Origin of the sequence: Glycomyces tenuis DSM 44171 (assembly GCF_000427885.1) — a bacterium.
Classification (GTDB): Bacteria; Actinomycetota; Actinomycetes; order Mycobacteriales; family Micromonosporaceae; genus Glycomyces; species Glycomyces tenuis.
Genome location: NZ_ATYW01000017.1, coordinates 26,737 through 43,108, shown reverse-complemented (window position 1 = coordinate 43,108; position 16,372 = coordinate 26,737). Strand labels below are relative to the sequence as shown.

Annotated in this window: 22 protein-coding genes; 2 read left to right on the top strand and 20 right to left on the bottom strand. The window is 66.5% G+C overall.

Translation table 11 applies throughout. The features are described 5' to 3' along the window. Positions 1 to 31: 31 nt before the first annotated feature. A complete protein-coding gene (locus YWW_RS0118185) occupies positions 32 to 547 on the bottom strand; it encodes a phage tail tube protein (protein WP_026931227.1) in 516 nt (171 codons plus the stop codon). 245 nt (positions 548 to 792) lie between these two features. On the opposite strand from YWW_RS0118185, the gene YWW_RS0118180 reads away from it, so the two are divergent. After that, the gene (locus tag YWW_RS0118180; protein WP_155830246.1) at positions 793 to 999 is read left to right on the top strand and encodes a hypothetical protein; all 207 of its coding nucleotides are present in this window, start codon (positions 793 to 795) and stop codon (positions 997 to 999) included. Here the strand turns inward: YWW_RS0118180 and YWW_RS0118175 are convergent. From YWW_RS0118175 to YWW_RS37830, 8 genes are read right to left on the bottom strand one after another with little or no spacing between them, the layout of a single operon-like run. Continuing rightward, positions 986 to 1,423 (bottom strand): hypothetical protein, encoded by a 438-nt coding sequence (locus YWW_RS0118175; protein WP_026931225.1) that lies wholly within the window; start codon positions 1,421 to 1,423, stop codon positions 986 to 988. The genes YWW_RS0118180 and YWW_RS0118175 overlap by 14 nt on opposite strands. Next, positions 1,423 to 1,791: an HK97-gp10 family putative phage morphogenesis protein gene (locus YWW_RS31380; RefSeq protein ID WP_051326001.1), complete on the bottom strand. Its 369-nt coding sequence runs from the start codon at positions 1,789 to 1,791 to the stop codon at positions 1,423 to 1,425. Before YWW_RS31380 ends, YWW_RS0118175 begins: the two co-directional genes overlap by 1 nt. Before the next feature lie 9 nt (positions 1,792 to 1,800). After that, complete coding sequence (locus tag YWW_RS0118165; protein WP_026931224.1) at positions 1,801 to 2,238, bottom strand: DUF6093 family protein; 438 nt, start codon at positions 2,236 to 2,238, stop codon at positions 1,801 to 1,803. Positions 2,239 to 2,241: 3 nt separating this feature from the next. Further along, complete coding sequence (locus YWW_RS0118160; RefSeq protein ID WP_026931223.1) at positions 2,242 to 2,595, bottom strand: hypothetical protein; 354 nt, start codon at positions 2,593 to 2,595, stop codon at positions 2,242 to 2,244. A 6-nt stretch (positions 2,596 to 2,601) separates the two neighbouring features. Continuing rightward, complete coding sequence (locus YWW_RS34265) at positions 2,602 to 3,690, bottom strand: hypothetical protein (RefSeq protein ID WP_051326000.1); 1,089 nt, start codon at positions 3,688 to 3,690, stop codon at positions 2,602 to 2,604. Next, the gene (locus YWW_RS0118150) at positions 3,687 to 4,388 is read right to left on the bottom strand and encodes an FkbM family methyltransferase (protein ID WP_026931222.1); all 702 of its coding nucleotides are present in this window, start codon (positions 4,386 to 4,388) and stop codon (positions 3,687 to 3,689) included. Before YWW_RS0118150 ends, YWW_RS34265 begins: the two co-directional genes overlap by 4 nt. After that, a complete protein-coding gene (locus tag YWW_RS0118145) occupies positions 4,385 to 5,038 on the bottom strand; it encodes a glycosyltransferase family 32 protein (RefSeq protein ID WP_026931221.1) in 654 nt (217 codons plus the stop codon). The genes YWW_RS0118150 and YWW_RS0118145 overlap by 4 nt, the downstream gene beginning before the upstream one ends. Further along, on the bottom strand, positions 5,035 to 5,160 hold the full coding sequence (locus tag YWW_RS37830) for a hypothetical protein (protein ID WP_281171014.1): 126 nt from the start codon (positions 5,158 to 5,160) through the stop codon (positions 5,035 to 5,037). Before YWW_RS37830 ends, YWW_RS0118145 begins: the two co-directional genes overlap by 4 nt. Before the next feature lie 216 nt (positions 5,161 to 5,376). Here YWW_RS37830 and YWW_RS38290 point away from each other — a divergent pair, with 216 nt between their 5' ends. Next, positions 5,377 to 5,988: an HNH endonuclease gene (locus YWW_RS38290; RefSeq protein WP_425402704.1), complete on the top strand. Its 612-nt coding sequence runs from the start codon at positions 5,377 to 5,379 to the stop codon at positions 5,986 to 5,988. Here YWW_RS38290 and YWW_RS0118135 read toward each other — a convergent pair. The 11 genes from YWW_RS0118135 to YWW_RS0118080 all read right to left on the bottom strand — a co-directional run bounded on the left by YWW_RS0118135 (position 5,945) and on the right by YWW_RS0118080 (position 16,370). Continuing rightward, positions 5,945 to 7,126, bottom strand: coding sequence for a phage major capsid protein (locus tag YWW_RS0118135; RefSeq protein ID WP_026931220.1), 1,182 nt, complete (start codon positions 7,124 to 7,126; stop codon positions 5,945 to 5,947). The two genes, YWW_RS38290 and YWW_RS0118135, sit on opposite strands and share 44 nt — an antisense overlap. Before the next feature lie 10 nt (positions 7,127 to 7,136). Further along, positions 7,137 to 7,499: a DUF2190 family protein gene (locus tag YWW_RS0118130; protein WP_026931219.1), complete on the bottom strand. Its 363-nt coding sequence runs from the start codon at positions 7,497 to 7,499 to the stop codon at positions 7,137 to 7,139. A 3-nt stretch (positions 7,500 to 7,502) separates the two neighbouring features. After that, positions 7,503 to 9,320: a hypothetical protein gene (locus tag YWW_RS0118125; protein WP_155830244.1), complete on the bottom strand. Its 1,818-nt coding sequence runs from the start codon at positions 9,318 to 9,320 to the stop codon at positions 7,503 to 7,505. Further along, entirely contained in the window at positions 9,310 to 10,494 is a 1,185-nt protein-coding gene (locus YWW_RS0118120; protein WP_026931217.1) for a minor capsid protein, read from the bottom strand. Before YWW_RS0118120 ends, YWW_RS0118125 begins: the two co-directional genes overlap by 11 nt. Next, positions 10,495 to 12,213: a hypothetical protein gene (locus YWW_RS0118115; protein WP_026931216.1), complete on the bottom strand. Its 1,719-nt coding sequence runs from the start codon at positions 12,211 to 12,213 to the stop codon at positions 10,495 to 10,497. An 18-nt stretch (positions 12,214 to 12,231) separates the two neighbouring features. Next, positions 12,232 to 13,722 (bottom strand): phage terminase large subunit, encoded by a 1,491-nt coding sequence (gene terL / locus YWW_RS0118110; RefSeq protein ID WP_026931215.1) that lies wholly within the window; start codon positions 13,720 to 13,722, stop codon positions 12,232 to 12,234. A 17-nt stretch (positions 13,723 to 13,739) separates the two neighbouring features. Next, on the bottom strand, positions 13,740 to 14,369 hold the full coding sequence (locus YWW_RS0118105) for a hypothetical protein (RefSeq protein ID WP_026931214.1): 630 nt from the start codon (positions 14,367 to 14,369) through the stop codon (positions 13,740 to 13,742). 12 nt (positions 14,370 to 14,381) lie between these two features. Further along, positions 14,382 to 14,660: a hypothetical protein gene (locus YWW_RS0118100; RefSeq protein ID WP_026931213.1), complete on the bottom strand. Its 279-nt coding sequence runs from the start codon at positions 14,658 to 14,660 to the stop codon at positions 14,382 to 14,384. 229 nt (positions 14,661 to 14,889) lie between these two features. After that, complete coding sequence (locus YWW_RS0118090; RefSeq protein WP_026931212.1) at positions 14,890 to 15,402, bottom strand: hypothetical protein; 513 nt, start codon at positions 15,400 to 15,402, stop codon at positions 14,890 to 14,892. 7 nt (positions 15,403 to 15,409) lie between these two features. Further along, a complete protein-coding gene (locus tag YWW_RS0118085; RefSeq protein ID WP_026931211.1) occupies positions 15,410 to 16,033 on the bottom strand; it encodes a hypothetical protein in 624 nt (207 codons plus the stop codon). Positions 16,034 to 16,076: 43 nt separating this feature from the next. Beyond that, positions 16,077 to 16,370, bottom strand: a complete 294-nt coding sequence (locus YWW_RS0118080) for a hypothetical protein (RefSeq protein WP_026931210.1) — start codon at positions 16,368 to 16,370, stop codon at positions 16,077 to 16,079. Positions 16,371 to 16,372 lie beyond the last annotated feature (2 nt).

Genomic DNA, 16,372 nt, shown 5'->3' with positions numbered 1-16,372 from the left:
ACCCCGGCCAGGTTGATGCGCGAGCCCCCGTCTATGAGGCGACGATCGCCTTGTCGCGCTGGGTGGTGTTGGTGACGAACAGCTTCTGCATGATCCGCAGGCGCGCGTTCGCTTCGGGAGCCTGCTTGACGGGGATGCCGCACTCGACGGTGTAGACGTCGACGACATCGGCGACGGCCATCGGCACGGCATAGTCCGCGCCCCACCTCGCGACCACGAACCCGGCCTCGCCCTCCTGCATCGTGGCTTGGGCTTTGTTGTCCTCGGCGGTGAGCTCTTGGCCCTGGTAGACGTAGGTGACACTGAGGGTGTCGGTGTAGCGTCCGCGCTTCTCGAACGTCTGCTTCGAGCACAGCCGGTCGTCGTTCGAGACCTGCTCATCGGTGGCCGGGGTCCACCCGTCCGCGGTGAGATAGCACGACAGCTCCACCACTTCGAGAGCGGTGACTTCGTCGATGGTGGGCGCGGTGGTGTCGGCGATCGCGGGCACCCACAGCACCTTGAGGTTGCCGTCCGCCGAGACCGAAAGCGGCACTTGGTCGCTCATGGCGTTCTCTCCTTCATTGGTTGTGGCCGGGGTTTGCCGCCGGCGAGGTCCCGCCGGGGCTTCATGCGGCCCCGGCGCGGCCGGGGACGGACGATCTCGACACCGCCGGACGCGAGGTACGCCTCCGCGGCGGTTTCACACGAGTCCCACTGGTGTCCTGTGGTGAGGGAGCGGAGCCGGACGTACACGCACGCCTCCCCCGACTGGTGGATGTGGGCACGCCACAGGGCCGCTACGGTGAGCGGATGAATCGCATGTGGAGACTGCTCATCTGGGGTGGTATCGCGTTCACCGTCGTCACCGTCATTGCGGCGGCCATCAGCTACGCGATGGACGACACCTACCCTGCGGAGATGCCGGGGTGGCTGTTCCCGCTGTTCTGGACCGGTGTTGCGATCGCCGTACTGTCGGCGGTGGTCCGTGGGATCCTCGAGGGGTTCAAGAACCAGTGACGCGTGCGCGTTCGGCGCTCATCTGGTAGTCGGCCCAGCCCCGGTAGGTGGGCTGGCCGTCAACCATGGTCTCGGTGTTCTCGCTGATGGGCTGCTCGTTCGGGAGCTCCCGGAGAAACCCCGCCTGCCAGCCCTCGATGACGGGCTTCTTCCCGCGGAGTGCCTGCCCGACCCGGTCGAGCATGGTCATGACCTCATCGATGGAGAGTCCGACGGCGACGAACTTCGCGTAGTTCATGACCGGGATCAGATTCCCCGCAAGGTTCACGATCCGTCCGGTCGCGGGCGTCGGCCACTGCACCAGATACGGGTAGACCAGCTCTTCGTCGGTGACCTTCACGCCCCCGTAGTGGTATTGGATGGACGGGAGCGCCGTGGTGACCATGGCCTTGACGGCGAGTTGGAACGGCCGGGATGCGTCCATCAGGTGCCCTCGAACGGGTCGATACTCTCCAGGGCTTCGATGATGCTCGGTTCGACGGCGTCGAACGCGGGCCCCATGTACGGCTGCGGCGCCATCCTCTCGGTGCCGCCTTCGACGAACCAGCCGTAGCCCGCCTCTGGGCCCGTCTCGCCTTGGGCGACATCGCGGTTGGAGCCGATGAAATCTGAGGTGATCGAGTTGCGGAGGTTCCCGGTCCGGTACGGGGAGTTGACCTTGCCGCGGGCTTCGATCTCGAAGATGCCCTTGCGGACCGTGTCTCGGACGAACTTCCTCGCCGTAGGTGTGGCGACTTCGATGTCCCGCTCGAGCGAGCGGATCTCGACGGTCTCGAACTCGAACTCAGCCACAGCACACCCCTATCTCGTGGTGGGTGGGGTGTTCTGGCAGACCAGGTCCCGCTCCCACACCTGGGAGCCGTACCGGACGTCATGCACCCACAAGGATTTGTCCGGCAGGCGAGGGTCTGAAGCGGTGGAGGGCACGACCTCGTCGTTGATGCGGATCTCGGGTGCACCGGCGGGGATCGCAACGATGTAGGACCGGATCACCACCGTCCGCTCCCCGACCTGGCGGGTGGTTTCGACGCCGTCGCGGACGATCCGCATCTGGGCTGGCTCGTCGACGCCATAGATCGTGGTCGGCGGCGGCCAGGTCGTCTGCATCGTGTCTGGATCGAAGACGCCCTCGGCGTCTTGGCGGCGGATGATCCCCAGCGACGTCTGGCCGCCCTCAGCGACCGGCCGATGGTGGGCGTCCCATCCGGGAGAGAACACCCGAGTGTTGGGGAGCGGCATGGCCTAGATTCCCTCGGTCCGGTAGGCGGCCCACGGGTCGAAGTTGATCACGTCGATCGCCCATGGGTCGTCGTTGTCCGCGTCGTCCTGGTCCCGCAGTTCTTTCGCGCGGGCCCGCAGCTCCGCAGCGACCGCGGGACCATCCGTCTGAAGATCGAGGGTGCGGATCTTCTTCGACACCAGCACCTCGGACGAGGCGATCGTGTCCAGCGCCTGCGCCGCGGCCCGCTTGACACTGCCCTCCATGGACAGGAACGTGGTGATCTGCTCATCAGTGAGCAGCAGGTTGCTCGGCTCGTCGGTGTCGGCGATCAGCAGCCGGACCCGGCCCAGGTCGGTGTCGTAGTCGATCGCCATCGCTGACTACTCCGCCCTGGCGATGGTCTCGAGCTTGGCGAGCAGGGTCTTGCGAGGCTTCTCCCGCTGCTGCTCGGCGTCAATGGCGCCCTGAGCGCGGCTGGGGTCGTCGCCGACCCACGCCAGCACCTCTTCGGCCTTCCCGTCGGGAACGGCCTCGTGCTGCCCGTCAGGGGCCGGGTTTTGCGTGGCGGGCGGGTTGACCGGTGCGGGCTCCTGGACGAGCACAGGTCCACCGGTGGTCTCGCCGCGCCACGCGGCCTCCTCCTCTTCGGTCGCGGGGCGGACGCCGCGGCGGCGCATGAACGGCGACTGGAGATACGCGATCGCGCCCCTCGTCGTCGCCTCCGCGAAGTGGTCCTTGAACCGCACCCCGATGGTCGGGACGGAGAGATTGTCGTGCTTGGTGCAGTAGAACAGCATGGGTTGACCTCCTGGCCGGTAGTCAGAAACGCTCGGGAGACGCAGCACGTCACCGGAGTAGTCGATGTCTAGCGCCGAGACATCGGCGCCGATGAAGCGGTGAGCGACCCTGCCCGAGTGGCCGCGCCCGGGTACGAGTGAGGGGGATTCGCGGTGGTCGACGAGTGACGGCCACGGATACCAGGTCGGGATCCCCTGGTGCTCGAACCACAGCGACATGCGGGAGTCGTAGTTCGGGATCCGCTGCGTGTCGCACCACGCGACCATGTCGTCGATGATGTTCGTGGGGAATACGATTGCGACACCCCAGTTGATCTGGTCCATGACCAGCCACGACGCGCCCTGCTCAGCACGTTTGACGTACTCGCGGACCATCTCCCGGTAGGGCCTTGTCTTGCCGACATAGAGGCACACCGGGACGTCCCCTGGCGTGTACTGGAGTGCAGCTTCGACGCCGGCGACGAGGTCGCGGGGGATGACAGCGTCGTCCTGGATGACGAGGTGATGCGTCGCGGCGGGTTCGTAGGCGAGCAGTGCCCTCCGGCCGGTGCCCCAGCGGGAGTTGGAGCCGTCGTCCCACGCCACCGTCGCGGGCCGATCCAACTGGGCCTCGAGTTCGGGGATGAACTCGGACCGCTTCGGGTGGGCCATGATCGCGACAGACACGGTCATCGGGAAAATCCGTAGGTCGGGGTCTTCGCGAACCTGCCGAAACAGTGGTAGCCGTCAGGGAGTGCGTCCTGGATCGCGTCCCGGTCGCCCTCGGCGTAGATCACCGGGGAGTGCTCGTCGATGAGCTCAACGGCCCCGACGAGCACAGCGCCCGCGGCTCCCTCGACGTCGACCTTGATGAGCTTCACGGGGGCGGCGAGGATGAGCTGGTCGAGCGGGAGGATGGAGATGTGGTCCGGTCCGGCTTCGACGTCGTCGGGTTCGCGGACGACGGCGCACGTCCCGGAGTTGTGCGCGATCGCGGGCTCGGTCATGCGGCCCCAACCGTGGCGGGCCCCGGCGGCGGCGTTGAGGCACCGCACCGAAGGCATGTTTGGGTAAGGGAAGCTGAGGTCGTTCGCTGCGACGTTGCGTAGGAGTTGCTCGTGGGTCGTCGGGTTGGGTTCGAGCGCGACCACGCTGAGGCCCATCGCCCGCGCGAACCACAAGGCGTGGTTGCCGATGTGGGCGCCGACGTCGATCGCGGTCCCCGGTCCCTGGACGCGCGCGAAGGCGTCGTCGAGGAGGTCTTTCTCGTACCAGGTGCCGCGGTTGATGATCCGGCCGATGTGGTCGGTCTCGTCGACCTCGATCGTGACGAAGGGCATGAGCGATCGGCCGCGCCAGTCGGCGCCGGCGGGGAGGGTGACGGTCTTCACCGCTGGCCTCCCCTGGCGATGGTGCGGCGCCGGTTCGCCCAATGGTGGACTGCCACAGCGCCAGGCCACGGCCCGTGTTCTTTCGGTGTGCCGACGTCGGCGTACGAGTACGGGTAGAACAGGGCCTGTGGGAGCACGGTGAGCTCGTCGCGGTGGCGGCGCCACAGCCCAGTCAGGTACTGCGGGCCGGTCGAGATGTTCGGGCGCAGGCCACGGTGGTGCTCGACCGACGCAGGAAGTCCGGTGATCAGCCGGTCGATGAACGGATGGCCTGGCTCTGCACCGAGGATGGCGTTGTTGACCCACCGGTCCTGCGCTTCCCACGCCGCGACCGCCTCAGCCTCACCCAGGAGGTGTTCGACGTTCTGGAGGCACTCGAAGTCGACGTCCACATACAGGCCGCCGTAGGACCACAGGACCTCGTAGCGGAGGACATCAGACCGGAACTGCCACACCGAATGCTCAGGGACGAGCTCCTCGGCCCTGTCGTAGAGGTCCCGGTTGCGCATGACCGGGAGCGCGTCCTCGGTCCACAGCCGGTACTCCCAGTCCGGGTGTAGCTGCCGCCAGCCTTCCGTATAGGCGGCGTATTCCGCGGGGAGCGGGTCGGGGCCGATCCAGATCTGGTGCAGCGTGTGCGGAATGGTCACGGCCGCTCCCGGATCGGTGCGGGTTCTTCGAGGTAGATGCGCCCGTCACGGGGTTCGCGCCGGGCGGTCTTCCGGTTCAGATCCCGGAGTTCGTCGAGGATGTCGGAGAGCAGCCCAGTCACCGATGGTTCCTGTGGCTGCTCTCCCCCTGGCCGGGTACTCATGATTGATCGTCACGTCCTTGGTGGTAGTCTATTAAGGTGGGAAAACCTCAACGAGTCATCGTGTCCTGCAACGTGTGCGGAACCGAATTCACCGTCAAACCCAGCAGGCTCAAGCAGAACAAAAGCGGCAAGTTCTCCTGCTCACCCGAATGCCTTTCCGAGTCCCGAAGGCAAATGCAACTTGCCCATTGGGGTAGTGGCGAACGACGAGTTGCCGAGTGTGCCACCTGCGGGAAAGAATTCACCCGTAAACCGTCGCAACTGGAGAAGTACGAGTCGAACTATTGCAGCCGAGCTTGCCGGGCTGTCGGCATTGTTGGGCCCAATCTCAAGCTGAGGCAGGGCCAATGGCTGCCGTGCAAGATGTGCGACAAGCCCGTGTGGCGGACCAGCGCCACCCTCCAGCGATACACCTACTGCTCACGCCAGTGCGCAAACAAGGACCCCGATATGCGGGCTCGGGAGAAGCCGAATATGCAAGGCCCGAAACACTTCCGTTGGCGTGGTGGTATCTCGTTCTTGCCGTACGCTCCCGGATGGACACCACGACTCCGGGAATCAATCCGTGAACGTGACGGCAACACCTGCCGGATCTGCGGTTTCGCGCCCGAGCCAGAGGTTGCTGGGGAACTGGTGATTCACCACATCGACTGGGGGAAGACCAATCATGACCCCAGCAACCTCATGACTCTCTGTCGTGGATGCCACGCGCGGCTTCACCATCACGGGAAGCCAGGTGCTATTAGCTTCCAGACCCCGTACCAGTCGAGGCCAGCGCGCTCTTAGCGTCCATCAGAGTCCCGCCCAGCACGTGGCGGACCTTCCACTCGACCGAGTCGGTGTCGAAATCACCGTCGGTCGGGTCGACCAGGCCGCCCCCGACACGAGTCGCGTTGGGGGACTTCTGGAACAGCTCCGGGCTCTCATGCCCGATGAGGCGGCCGATCTCCATCGCCGGGCGGCCGTCGTTCGGGTTCGCGAACAGGTACCAGGCGGTCGAGCCGGTGGTGGTGTCGATGATCGGCAGCCACGGGTTGACGATCAGGGACACGCGGTTGCGCATCCAGTTCGTCACCCGCAGCTGGTCGTTCGAGACACCGTCCCCGCCGCCCGTGCCCGCGAGGATCTCGGTCGCGTTGAGGATGTTCCTCGCGGCGACCTCGAGCGCGGGCGGGACGACCAGGGTAGCGGCCTCGATGTAGATCGGGTCGCCGTCGGCGTCGGTCTGCTCGCCGAGCATCCGCATGGCCTCCTGGAGGCCCGCGACGGTGAGCTGCTCGTCGGTCAAGTTCGCGTTCCCCGCAGAGAAGAACGTCGAATCCGGGCCCGCCGAGGTGGCGTACAGCGACGTGGCGAACCGCTCCTCCGAGCGGCGGGCGGCGTTGCCGAGCCGGCGGGGGATGTCCGCGAACGCGTCCAGGTCGTCGTTGATCAGCGTCTCCCACGACAGCGGGATGCGCCGGCCGAACTTGCGGACCCGGTACTCGTACTCGCCGTCCGCCAGGTCAGCGGCAGGGTACTCGGACTGCTCACCGACCTCCTGAAGTGTGGACTCGCCGCCGTCAAGGGTGAACCGCTTGACGGTGCGGAAGTCGCGGACGCGGCCAGCGCGAGCCAGAGACGTCCACTGGACGGGCATCTGCTGGTAATTCGCGAGCATTTGCCGATCGATGATGTCGCCGAACAGGAAGCTGAAGTCCGAGGTGGTCATCGCCTCCTGGAAATCGAGGGCGGCACGGCGGTCGCCCTTGATGACCTTCATGTACAGGCCCATAGCCTCGGAGAACTGCTTCTGGTAGTTCGGGTTCGCCGCAGCCTTGCGGGCGCGGGCGGCGACGGGAGCACCGTCGCCGGCGTAGATCTTCGACTCGGAGGCGTTCGCTCGGTTGAACGTGCCCACCTCGAGCAGGTCATTTCGTCCCATGGTGGGCCTCCTAGTAGCCGATCTTGACGGGGATGACGGTGGTGGCGGAGCTGGCGACCGCGCCGAGCGCGTAGCCGAACCGGACCCCGCCTGTGGCCGTGTTGGTCACGGCCCCCGTGGTGGAGTGGATGTGGACGACGTGGCCCACTTCGATCGCGCCGTTGTTGGCGTTGACCGCGAATTCGTAGACCCCGTTGGTTTTGACCGTGATCCGGTTCGTGCCGTCGGTGTCGGTGTAGACGTTCGTCAGCGCCACGGCCGGAAGCTGGTCGATCACGACCGCGTCCCCGGATTCGGGGGAGGCGGGGGCGTTGACGTCGGCGGCGGCGACGGAGAACTGGTCGCCGTGGTTCAGAACCTGGTTGGTAGCCATGGCTTATCGCCCCTTCGCAGCGAGCTTGGCGGTTTCGGTGTCCATGCCGAGCGCTTCGAACGCGGCGATGTTCTGCGCTTCGAAGTCGGCGTCGGTCATGGTGTTCGGGTCGCCGCCGAGCCCGGCGGGCTGCCCGATCCCCTGGGATTCGAGGACCGAGGCGACGTAGGTCCGCTCCGCTTTGATCGCGGAGGCGACGAGCGCTTCGAGCGCTGCGGTGTTGACCTTCCCGTCCTCCATGGGGACGTTGCCGCGGACGGCGGCGTGGACGCGGGGCGCGATCGAGGCGTACATCGACTCCGGGACACCGGACTCCTCGGCGGCGAGCGCGGCGTCGACGGCGATCCGTCCGGCCTCGTTGCCCTCCAGGAGCAGGGACCGGGCTACGGCCTGGTCGCGTTCGGCGCGGGCGGTGCGCGCCTCGGCCTGGGCCTCGGTGAGCGCGGCGGTCATGGAGTTGCAGCGGTCGCGGTACTGGTCGCGCTCAGCGGCGACGACCGCGACCTCTTCGGCGACGGGGGTGCCGTTCTGGTTCCCCGCCTCGGGGCCCTTGGGGGCCTCGGTGGTGGTTCCACTCATCGCGGAATCTCCTTCGGATGGTTGGGTTGCGGCAGGCGGGGAGCCTGGCGCGTTGGCCGTCACCGAGCTGGTCGGTGAGTTCGTGAGCGCCTGGTCGGCGCGGGCGAGGTCTTCGGCGACCTCGATGGGGGAGAGCCGGGCCGAAGCGGTCACCGCTTCGTCAGCGGGGGCGGTGATGGGCTCGTAGGTGGTGCGGCGGGTGACCTCGACGCGGTCGCCGTCGAGCGCGATACCGCCGTCGGTGGTGTAGGCCTGGCGCCAGGTCTTGTCCCCGGCGTGGAAGATCACGAAGCCCTCGTCGGGATCGAAATCGTTGACCCACGTGTCGTCGTATTCGTCGTTGTCGTCGCCGTACGCGGCGGACACGGCCCGCTGGAGCCGGGCGCGGGTGTCGTCGGCGAGCGCCTCGTCGACCCGATCCTCTTCAGGCGCGTCGTCCCACGGGCCGCGCTTGAACAACTGCGGCGCGTCGGCTTCGACTCGCGCGGTCCACGCCTGGAGGCCGTCACCGATCGCACTGGAGAGCGCGATGCGCTCGGCGCGGGTGAGGCGGCCGTCGCCGTACATGTCGTCCGCGAACTGCGTCAAGGCAAGGTGGAGTCGGCTCTCGAGCCAGGTGCCGATCGTGCGGGCTTCGACGACCTGGTGGTTCTGGATCGATTCGAGGACGGCGAGGATGCGCCCGCCCGCGGCAGGCTTGGTCACGAAGTCGACGCTTCGGCCTTGGTCGATCCGGTCGATGACCGTGCCCGAGCGGCCTTCGGCTTCGCCGGGGGCGCCGGATGCCCATGCCCGGATGGACATGCCGATGACGGGGATGCCGTCTTCGGCTTCAGCGCGGGCCATGTCCATGAGCGGGGTCTTCCACGGCTCGAACAGGCGGGCCTCAGCAACCAACGACTTGGAGGCTTCGTCCCAGCGGGCGTCTTCGGTGAGGACCGCGGCGAGCTTCTCCACCGACCCCACAGGGCGTTCGTATTCCTCGTCTTCGGACTGGTGGTCGATGAACGCCTGCGTCCCCGCCGGCCACGCCCTCGCACCGTCGCGCTTGAGCACCTCGGCGGGATAGAAGTTGCTGTTCAGACTCCAGCCCGCCGAGATGAGGCGGATGAGCATCCGGCCCGGCTTCGAGATGGCTTCGGCGATACCGGCTTCGCACACCGCTTCTCGGACGGGCGCGGCCACCGACTCCGCTACGGCGCGCCGCCGCTGCGGGTGCATGGGCTTGCGCTTACGAGACACGAGAGACCTCCTGATCAGCGATGCGTTGCAGGTCGCGGACGGTTGTGGGCTGGTTGGAGCGGCGCCACTGGGGGTTGTCGCGCCAGGTGGCGAGCTGGTCCCAGGTGATGTCGCCGGAGTCGAGGAGCGCGAGACGTGTGGGGCCCATGACGTCGAGCTGGTCAGCGCGGGAGAGGCGGCGGAAGGATTGCTCGCCGTCGAGGACGATCGGGGGTGGTTCTTTCGCGCGGATGCCGAGCTCTTCCCAGGTGGCGAGTTTCGGCAGGCGAGTGCACCGGCCACGGGGATGGTCGTCCGGGCCCGGTTCGGTAATCGGGTGGACCGTCCCATGTCGGGAAAAACATCCAGGACATGTCAAACGGTCGGTGGAGGCGTACCAGACCCACGCCTTGACCAGGTCGGAGTTCGCTCGGTGCGTATATGCGGAGGACGCACGGTAGGCGTCGAGCATCTCGGTACGGGCGATGTTCATGGCCCGCGTGAGCCCACCGTTGAACGCCTGCTCGACCCGGGCGAGCATGTCCCTCGCGATGGGTTCGGGATGGTCGCCGACGATCACGCCCTCGATCAGCGCGTCCTTCATCGCCTGCTCCGCTGCGGGAGACAGGGGGAAGGTGTCGGCGTGGATCTGCCCCTGCGCTCTGGCGATGATCGCCGCGAGCGCACTGGGCTCGAACCTTCCGGCGATAAGACCAGCGATCGTGACCTGGCCGAGGACGTCAGTAGCAGATGGTGGGGGGACCATGCCGCCATCGGTGACGTCCGGCTCGTCCTGCTCTCGCCGGAGGATGTACCTGGTGAGGGCTTCCTGCTGCGTCTCCGGAGCCTGCGAGGCGATGATCCTGGGTTCGAGCTCGGTATCGATCTCCACGACCCGCTCAGCGCCCGCCGAAGCAGTCGTGTCCGTCTCTGTGGAGAGCTTGTCCAGCTCCACGCGGGACGCCACGAGCGCATCCATCGCCGTCGAGCGGGCGATCTGATGCACCGTCGGCCACGAGCCTGCGGCGACGGCCGCCGCGGCGAGCTCGGTGACTGCCCTACTCCAGGTGGGTGCGAGCCGGTCCCACGCTTCGACCCACTGCCGGGTGAGGTGCCGGTCCGCGTCATCGGTTTCGGTGCCGATGTCGCGCCGGAGTCTCCGCGTCAACGCGATGGTGGAGCGGGTGAGAGCCATCTACGGCCCCCCGCCGGTCTCCTCGTCCTCGTCGTCCTCCTCATCCGAGGCCGGATCTTCCTCGGTGCCGTCTTCACCGGAGTCGTTGTCAGGAGGGTCGTTGGGTTCATCCATCGGTCCAGGCCCAGCACCGGTCGGGTCACGGCCCGAGCGCATGAGCGCCGCCGCATCCCCACCAGGACCGAGGGGCGGCTTCTTCGGCCACTGGAACTCGCCAGCGTCGTCGAGCATCTCCTCGACGAGCTCGTCCACATGCCGCACACCCAGCGCGGTCAGCAGCAGCCGCAGCACATGCTCAGGCGGAATCGTCCCGGTCCCGTTCGCCTGCACGATCGCCTGCACGAGGTCGGTGACGTCGGTGTCGTCGAGGTCGGGCCAGTCGATGTCGACCACCGTGGAGGTGTCGCCGTCGAGCGTGACCGTGTCCGCCCCCGAGTAGGGGTCGCGGGTGATCGTGCCCTTGAGCGGCCCGGAGGGCGCCCGGACGGCGGCGGTGATGACGTAGGCGAGGAGGCGGCGCAGCAGCGCGGTGTGGAGCTGGCGGCGTTGCCCCATTTCGAGCTCGGTGGGCTGGTCGAGGGTTTCGGCGGTCGCCCTGGCGCCGGTGGTGCCGGGGTCGCCGAGGAGCATGGTGACGGGCAGGCCGACGCCGGCGGCGGCCATGGAGGCGATGGGGCGGCCGGAGTCGGAGTCGATCGTCGCACCGGACTTGGGGATGGCTTCGAGGATCGCATCCATCGGGGTGACCGCAGTAGCGCCGGCGTCTTGGGCTTTCCCGGTGACCGGGTCACGAGGAGGAGCAGCAGAAAGCGCGGCCCTGGCCTGCGCCCGCGCCGACCCTTTCGATGTCATCCGGAACGCGAACCGCGATAGGGCTTTGACGACGGTCGCCCAGTCCTCCAGGAACACCTTGTAGGCTCTCGCCCAATCGATCGAGGCGTATGAGTCGGGGACGCCGTGCTGCCACCCGGAGGGCCGGTTCACGGCCTGGTGGATCACCGGGGCGTCCCACGCGACCTCGACACCAGCGAACACCCTGGGGCGGAAGCGGGGTTTGTAGTCGATGCACGGGTACAGGCGTTCACGGGTCTGGGTGGTGCGGGTGCCTTGCGCGTCGTAGCCGACCTGTGTCCACTGCCGCCGGTAGAACCACGGCTCAGTAGTGTCCTCGGGGTTGGTGATGATCTCGGTGATCTCGTCGGCGGGGAGCTTCCGGACCTGCACGAACCCCGTGCGCGGGTTGGTGAAACAGGCAAGGTACTGCTCACCATCGGTGTAGAGCGCGTGCTCGTGCTCGGACTGGGCTTGCGCGGAGGTGATCGTCCTCTGGTTCCCCGGATCGTCGAGGAACGCCGTCACAACAGCCTGGACGTCCTGCTGCCCGTTCTTGCCGTTGGCGCGGGCGGTGATCTCCACACCCTGACCCCACACGTACGCGGCCCGGAGGGCAGCGCCGCGTTTGATCATCGGGTTCTTCAGCGTCATGAGCCGGCAGATCGCGCGGAGTTGCCGCATCCCGTCGACGGAGAACTCGACCTCGGTGAGCGCGGCGAGACGGATCCACTCCGGCTCGTACAGGTGCCGCTCGAGATCGGCGACGGCCTCAGAGAGGAGCTCGTTGTTGTTCCGCTCCGCGGTCAGCTCTTCCCGTACTGGGGCGGTGATGCGGCTGCGGACGGACTCGACGACGCGGCGGACCGGCGCGGGCAGGAGACTCAACGGGGCCCCCTCCCTGGGTTAGTAGGGGCTGATGTACTGCTCGGCTTCGTCGTCCTCGATCACGTCGTTATCGATCAGGAGCGGGTTGAGCAGGAGCCGGTTCAGTGCCTGTGTCATCGCGTCCACTTGGTCGTCATGCGCTGCACGCGGGAAACCAGCGGCCTCTTCGATGAGGTCGCCGACCCACGGCGCGAGTTCGACATTTGGGACGTGGACGTTCCCGGCCTCGATAAACGGGGAGACCGCGGCAGCACGGGCGACCTTGGAGCCTTCCGGTTCGACCGGGATCAGCCCGGCGACGGTCCGGCGGAGCATGTTGATCACGGCGGTGCCGTTCGCTTTGTCCTCGACGTACTTCGCGGTCGCCTGCGGCCAGCGGGCCGCGAGGGTCCGGACGGCTTCGAGGGTGTCGACGAAATCGAGGTGTCCGTGGGTTTGGTCGAGGAGCCATGCTTCGACGCCGCGGCGGCCCCATACTTGTCCGCACACGTAGTCGGAGCCGTCGGTGCCTTTGAATGCCATGTCCCAGGAGGCGATGATCTCGTCGAAGCCGAGCGCGGTCCGTGTCCCGTTGGGGTGTTCGGTCCATTGGGGTTGTTCGTAGGCGTGATCGGTGAACCAGGTGCGTTGGAAGACGTTGCCGGAGGCGGGGGTTGGCCGGCCCTGGAAGAGCGCGAGCCATGCCCTGGAGCCGACCTCGCGTTGACGCTGCTCCCACTGCTCTCGGGTGCGGCCCCTGGCGGAGATCATGTACTCGCCGACCGCGCGCCCGAGGACGTCGGTTTCACCCTTGTTCGGGTCGTGGTCGGCCTTGGCGGGGATGTTGATGACGCGCCAGTCGATGCCGTCGTCGCGGGCCTGGAGCCAACCGGAGAGGTCGTCATGCCGCCAGCGGGTCTGGATCACTACACAAGCGACACCGGGGCCGAGGCGGGGGATGGCGACTTCGGTCCACCAGTCTTCGACGGTTTCGCGCCAGGCGTCGGAGTCGGCTTGTTCGCCGTCGCGGTAGGGGTCGTCGATGATAAGCAGATCGACCGGTTTGCCGGTCAACGCGCCTTTTATTCCTACACAGTAGACTGAGCCGTCGTGGCCGAGGAGCTTCCACTCATCGGCCGCCGACGTCGCCGGGTCGACGCTGATACCGAGCTTGTCGGTGTGCTCGCCGATGTCGTCCCGGATGCGCCGGCCCCAACGTCTGGCGATGCCGTGCGCGTACGACACGACCGCGATCCGCAGCCACGGGTACTTCGCGAGCATCCACGTCGGAAACCTGCGCGAACACGCCTCAGATTTTCCTTCCTGCGGGCTCATCGAGATCATGAGGCGTTGGCAGCGGCCCTCAGCGACATCGACCAGAGCCGAGCCGATCAGGTCCAGGGCTGGTGTGCGGACAGTGCGGGGGTCGAGTGCCACGGCGAGATCCAGCGGCGTATTCCACGGGGTATCGCGAGGTTCGGGTGGCTCGAAGTGCCGGGCGGCGGCCTCGAAGGCGTTGAGGGTGTCCATCACCCTCTCCTGGCCGGCTAGTTGAGAGACATGGAGACGGCACGGAGCCGGTCAGAGACGATCCTGGGCGCCTCAGCGGCCTGCCTGGGGGTGAGCTGAAGGTCGCCGAGGATCTGCTTGATCACCGAGGCGAGCAGCGCGCCCTGCTGCTCAGCGAGACGCACACGCCGTTCCTCGATACCAGCGGAGATCGCGGCCTTGGAGACGTCGACGAGGTGCTTGCGTTCTTTCTGCCACAGCTCAACCCAGACGTTCACCGCGGCAGCATGGGTGGTGTCGACGCCTTCGTATTCGGTGGCGGTCTTCGAGACCTGCTCGGTGACGCCCCATACGGCGGCTTCGGGTTCGAGTTCACGGACCTTGGAGGTGAGCCAGTCGATGGCGCCGGCGGTGCGGTAGACCTCTTCGAGGAGCGCGTCGCGGGGGTCAACTTCACGGGGGAGGCCGAACGTTTTCACAGCTTTCTGTGCCTCCTGTTCGGCGAGGCGGCGCTCGGCACCGGCCTTGGCCCTGGGAGAGCGTCCGCCGTGTGTGCCGCAGACGGTCATGCCTTTCAGCGCCCACTTCCCGCAGCGTTTGCCGGTGCGGTTCGAGGTGGCTTTGCATTGGCGTTCGTGGCCTTCGGGGTAGGTGTTGGGGAACGGCATGGCACCTCCCGTTTAGGCGGCGACGGCGAGCGGGGTTCTCGCGCGGCCGGGCGACTTGGGGTTGCGGCGGGTGTCGCGTTCGGCGTCGAGGAGATCAGACCACCGGTAGCGGGCCGAGTTGCGCGGGCCTTCATAGTCGACGGCTTCGAGCTTCCGTTTCTCCCCTTCACGGGCCTTCCAGCCTCGGGACGCCCACTTGCGGATCATGTCGTTGGTGACGCGGGAAGGCGTGTGCTCAGTGAGGTGCGCGGCGGCGTCCGGGCCGGAGACAAGCGCGTCAGGGTCAACCATGTTCCACCCCCGGATATGCGAAAAGCCCCACCGCGGGGGTGAGGCTCTCAGTATTTGGGTAGCGTCTAGATGCACCCAAGTGTGACACCCGTTTTCCAGTTCGTCAACTGGGAGGCGGCTGAGACCCGAGTTGTTCGATATGCTCCTTGATGTCGTCCGCGTACCCGAACCACTCGCCGCGGATCTGAAGGTGGGCGAGGGCGAAGAGTTTGTAAGCGAAGTCCATGTCTCACATCCCCGCTTCGCCGAGCGTGTCGAAGAACTGCTTGTACAAGCGTCTCCGTGTACGGGGGCGCCAGCGTGGCACGGTGAGCGCGTTGGCGGCAGCTTCCAATACGTGGGCGCGGTCTCGTACCTCTACGACCCCTGGCGAAACGGAGAGCATGCTGCTGATCGAGCTGAGGATGATTTCTTCGACGTGGTATTGAGGTGGGTCTACCTCAGCCCTTAGGCGGCGGAACTGTCCGTATGGACTGTCCTCGCTGGGAGGGTCTTCGATCTCTTCATCGAATTCGTGGAGAGGGCTGGTACGTTCGATCCGGTCCAGTTCGAGCTCGATCGAACGACGTTTTTCGGTCTTCGCTAGTGCGGAGATTGCTCGGAGTGCGCGGTGTCGATCGAGGATGTGTTCTTTCCTGGCTTCGAGTTGTGGTTTCGCTATCCATTCGACGGCGAGTGTGACGATGGTGGACACGGTGATGGAGACGCCGATCGAGATGAACGTGATTGTCAGGGGATCCATGTGGTGTTCACGCGCCGTGTTGGCTGCTGGTTGCCTCCATCGCACGACCTCTCCCGAAAACACGCTTCGACCATGGCCGTTTGGCTTCGATATAGCCGCCCCATGCCCTGCTGGCGCCACTGAGTTCGTCGATCGCGGTCACGATGTCCGCGCGGTAGGACTTGATGGTCTCGAAGCGTGTGGCTCCTTTGAAGCTGTCCATGGTTTTTCGGTGGTTGCGAATCTCGTCTGCGTCGAGGTACGCGCTGTTGACGAGGGTGGTGGCATCGTGCCAGATCACCCAGATCTTCTTGAGCGGGTCCCGCAACCCAGGGTTGAGGGTGCCGCACCGGACTCGCGCAAGCGCGGATGTGAAAGTGCGGCTATCGGCTTCCCATCGTTCCATGGCTTGAGCGGTGTACTCCATGTTTCCGATGCCGCGGGCGTGGTTCTCGGCGTCAAGGATCTTGTTGCCGATCATGGATATCCAGGTTATGGATGCGGAGGCGAGTTCCCCGACGATGTCGGCTTCGCGGGTGCGTCGATCGTTCGCTTGCGCGTCCCGGAGCGCTCGCATCTGGGTCCGGTGGGTGAGGTAGCCACCGGCAAGTACGCCGACGAAACCGATCCCTGCGGTGATGAGATCGGCCATCAGTCTCTCCAGCCGATGAACTCGGTGATGAACTGCTGCTTGGTCACGGCTGGTCCTCCCGCGCCGGGAACTGACCGAGGTAGGCGTTCACCGCCCGCCGCTGCTCCGGAGTCCACGCCACGGCAGGGAACTCGACGGTCGTAACGCTGCTGACGCCGTCACCCCGAACGACGGCCGGAGCGGGTATGTCGTGGCCGGCGCCGACCTGTTTGAAGGTGACGCTGTCCGGCTCGACGCTGATGTCGACGGCGGTCTTGTCCGGGTCGAGCCCGAACGCTTCGGCGAGCGCGATGCCGTGGCGGTTGCGCCAGGCGATCGCGTCCTCAACAGTGGTCATGG

Excerpts from the sequence above, each read along its gene's own strand:
- YWW_RS0118185 (WP_026931227.1), bottom strand. The coding sequence starts at position 547 with ATGAGCGACCAAGTGCCGCTTTCGGTCTCGGCGGACGGCAACCTCAAG.
- YWW_RS0118180 (WP_155830246.1), top strand. The coding sequence starts at position 793 with ATGAATCGCATGTGGAGACTGCTCATCTGGGGTGGTATCGCGTTCACC.
- YWW_RS0118175 (WP_026931225.1), bottom strand. The coding sequence starts at position 1,423 with ATGGACGCATCCCGGCCGTTCCAACTCGCCGTCAAGGCCATGGTCACC.
- YWW_RS0118165 (WP_026931224.1), bottom strand. The coding sequence starts at position 2,238 with ATGCCGCTCCCCAACACTCGGGTGTTCTCTCCCGGATGGGACGCCCAC.
- YWW_RS0118160 (WP_026931223.1), bottom strand. The coding sequence starts at position 2,595 with ATGGCGATCGACTACGACACCGACCTGGGCCGGGTCCGGCTGCTGATC.
- YWW_RS34265 (WP_051326000.1), bottom strand. The coding sequence starts at position 3,690 with ATGACCGTGTCTGTCGCGATCATGGCCCACCCGAAGCGGTCCGAGTTC.
- YWW_RS38290 (WP_425402704.1), top strand. The coding sequence starts at position 5,377 with ATGCAACTTGCCCATTGGGGTAGTGGCGAACGACGAGTTGCCGAGTGT.
- YWW_RS0118135 (WP_026931220.1), bottom strand. The coding sequence starts at position 7,126 with ATGGGACGAAATGACCTGCTCGAGGTGGGCACGTTCAACCGAGCGAAC.
- YWW_RS0118130 (WP_026931219.1), bottom strand. The coding sequence starts at position 7,499 with ATGGCTACCAACCAGGTTCTGAACCACGGCGACCAGTTCTCCGTCGCC.
- YWW_RS0118120 (WP_026931217.1), bottom strand. The coding sequence starts at position 10,494 with ATGGCTCTCACCCGCTCCACCATCGCGTTGACGCGGAGACTCCGGCGC.
- terL (WP_026931215.1), bottom strand. The coding sequence starts at position 13,722 with ATGGACACCCTCAACGCCTTCGAGGCCGCCGCCCGGCACTTCGAGCCA.
- YWW_RS0118105 (WP_026931214.1), bottom strand. The coding sequence starts at position 14,369 with ATGCCGTTCCCCAACACCTACCCCGAAGGCCACGAACGCCAATGCAAA.
- YWW_RS0118100 (WP_026931213.1), bottom strand. The coding sequence starts at position 14,660 with ATGGTTGACCCTGACGCGCTTGTCTCCGGCCCGGACGCCGCCGCGCAC.
- YWW_RS0118090 (WP_026931212.1), bottom strand. The coding sequence starts at position 15,402 with ATGGATCCCCTGACAATCACGTTCATCTCGATCGGCGTCTCCATCACC.
- YWW_RS0118085 (WP_026931211.1), bottom strand. The coding sequence starts at position 16,033 with ATGGCCGATCTCATCACCGCAGGGATCGGTTTCGTCGGCGTACTTGCC.
- YWW_RS0118080 (WP_026931210.1), bottom strand. The coding sequence starts at position 16,370 with ATGACCACTGTTGAGGACGCGATCGCCTGGCGCAACCGCCACGGCATC.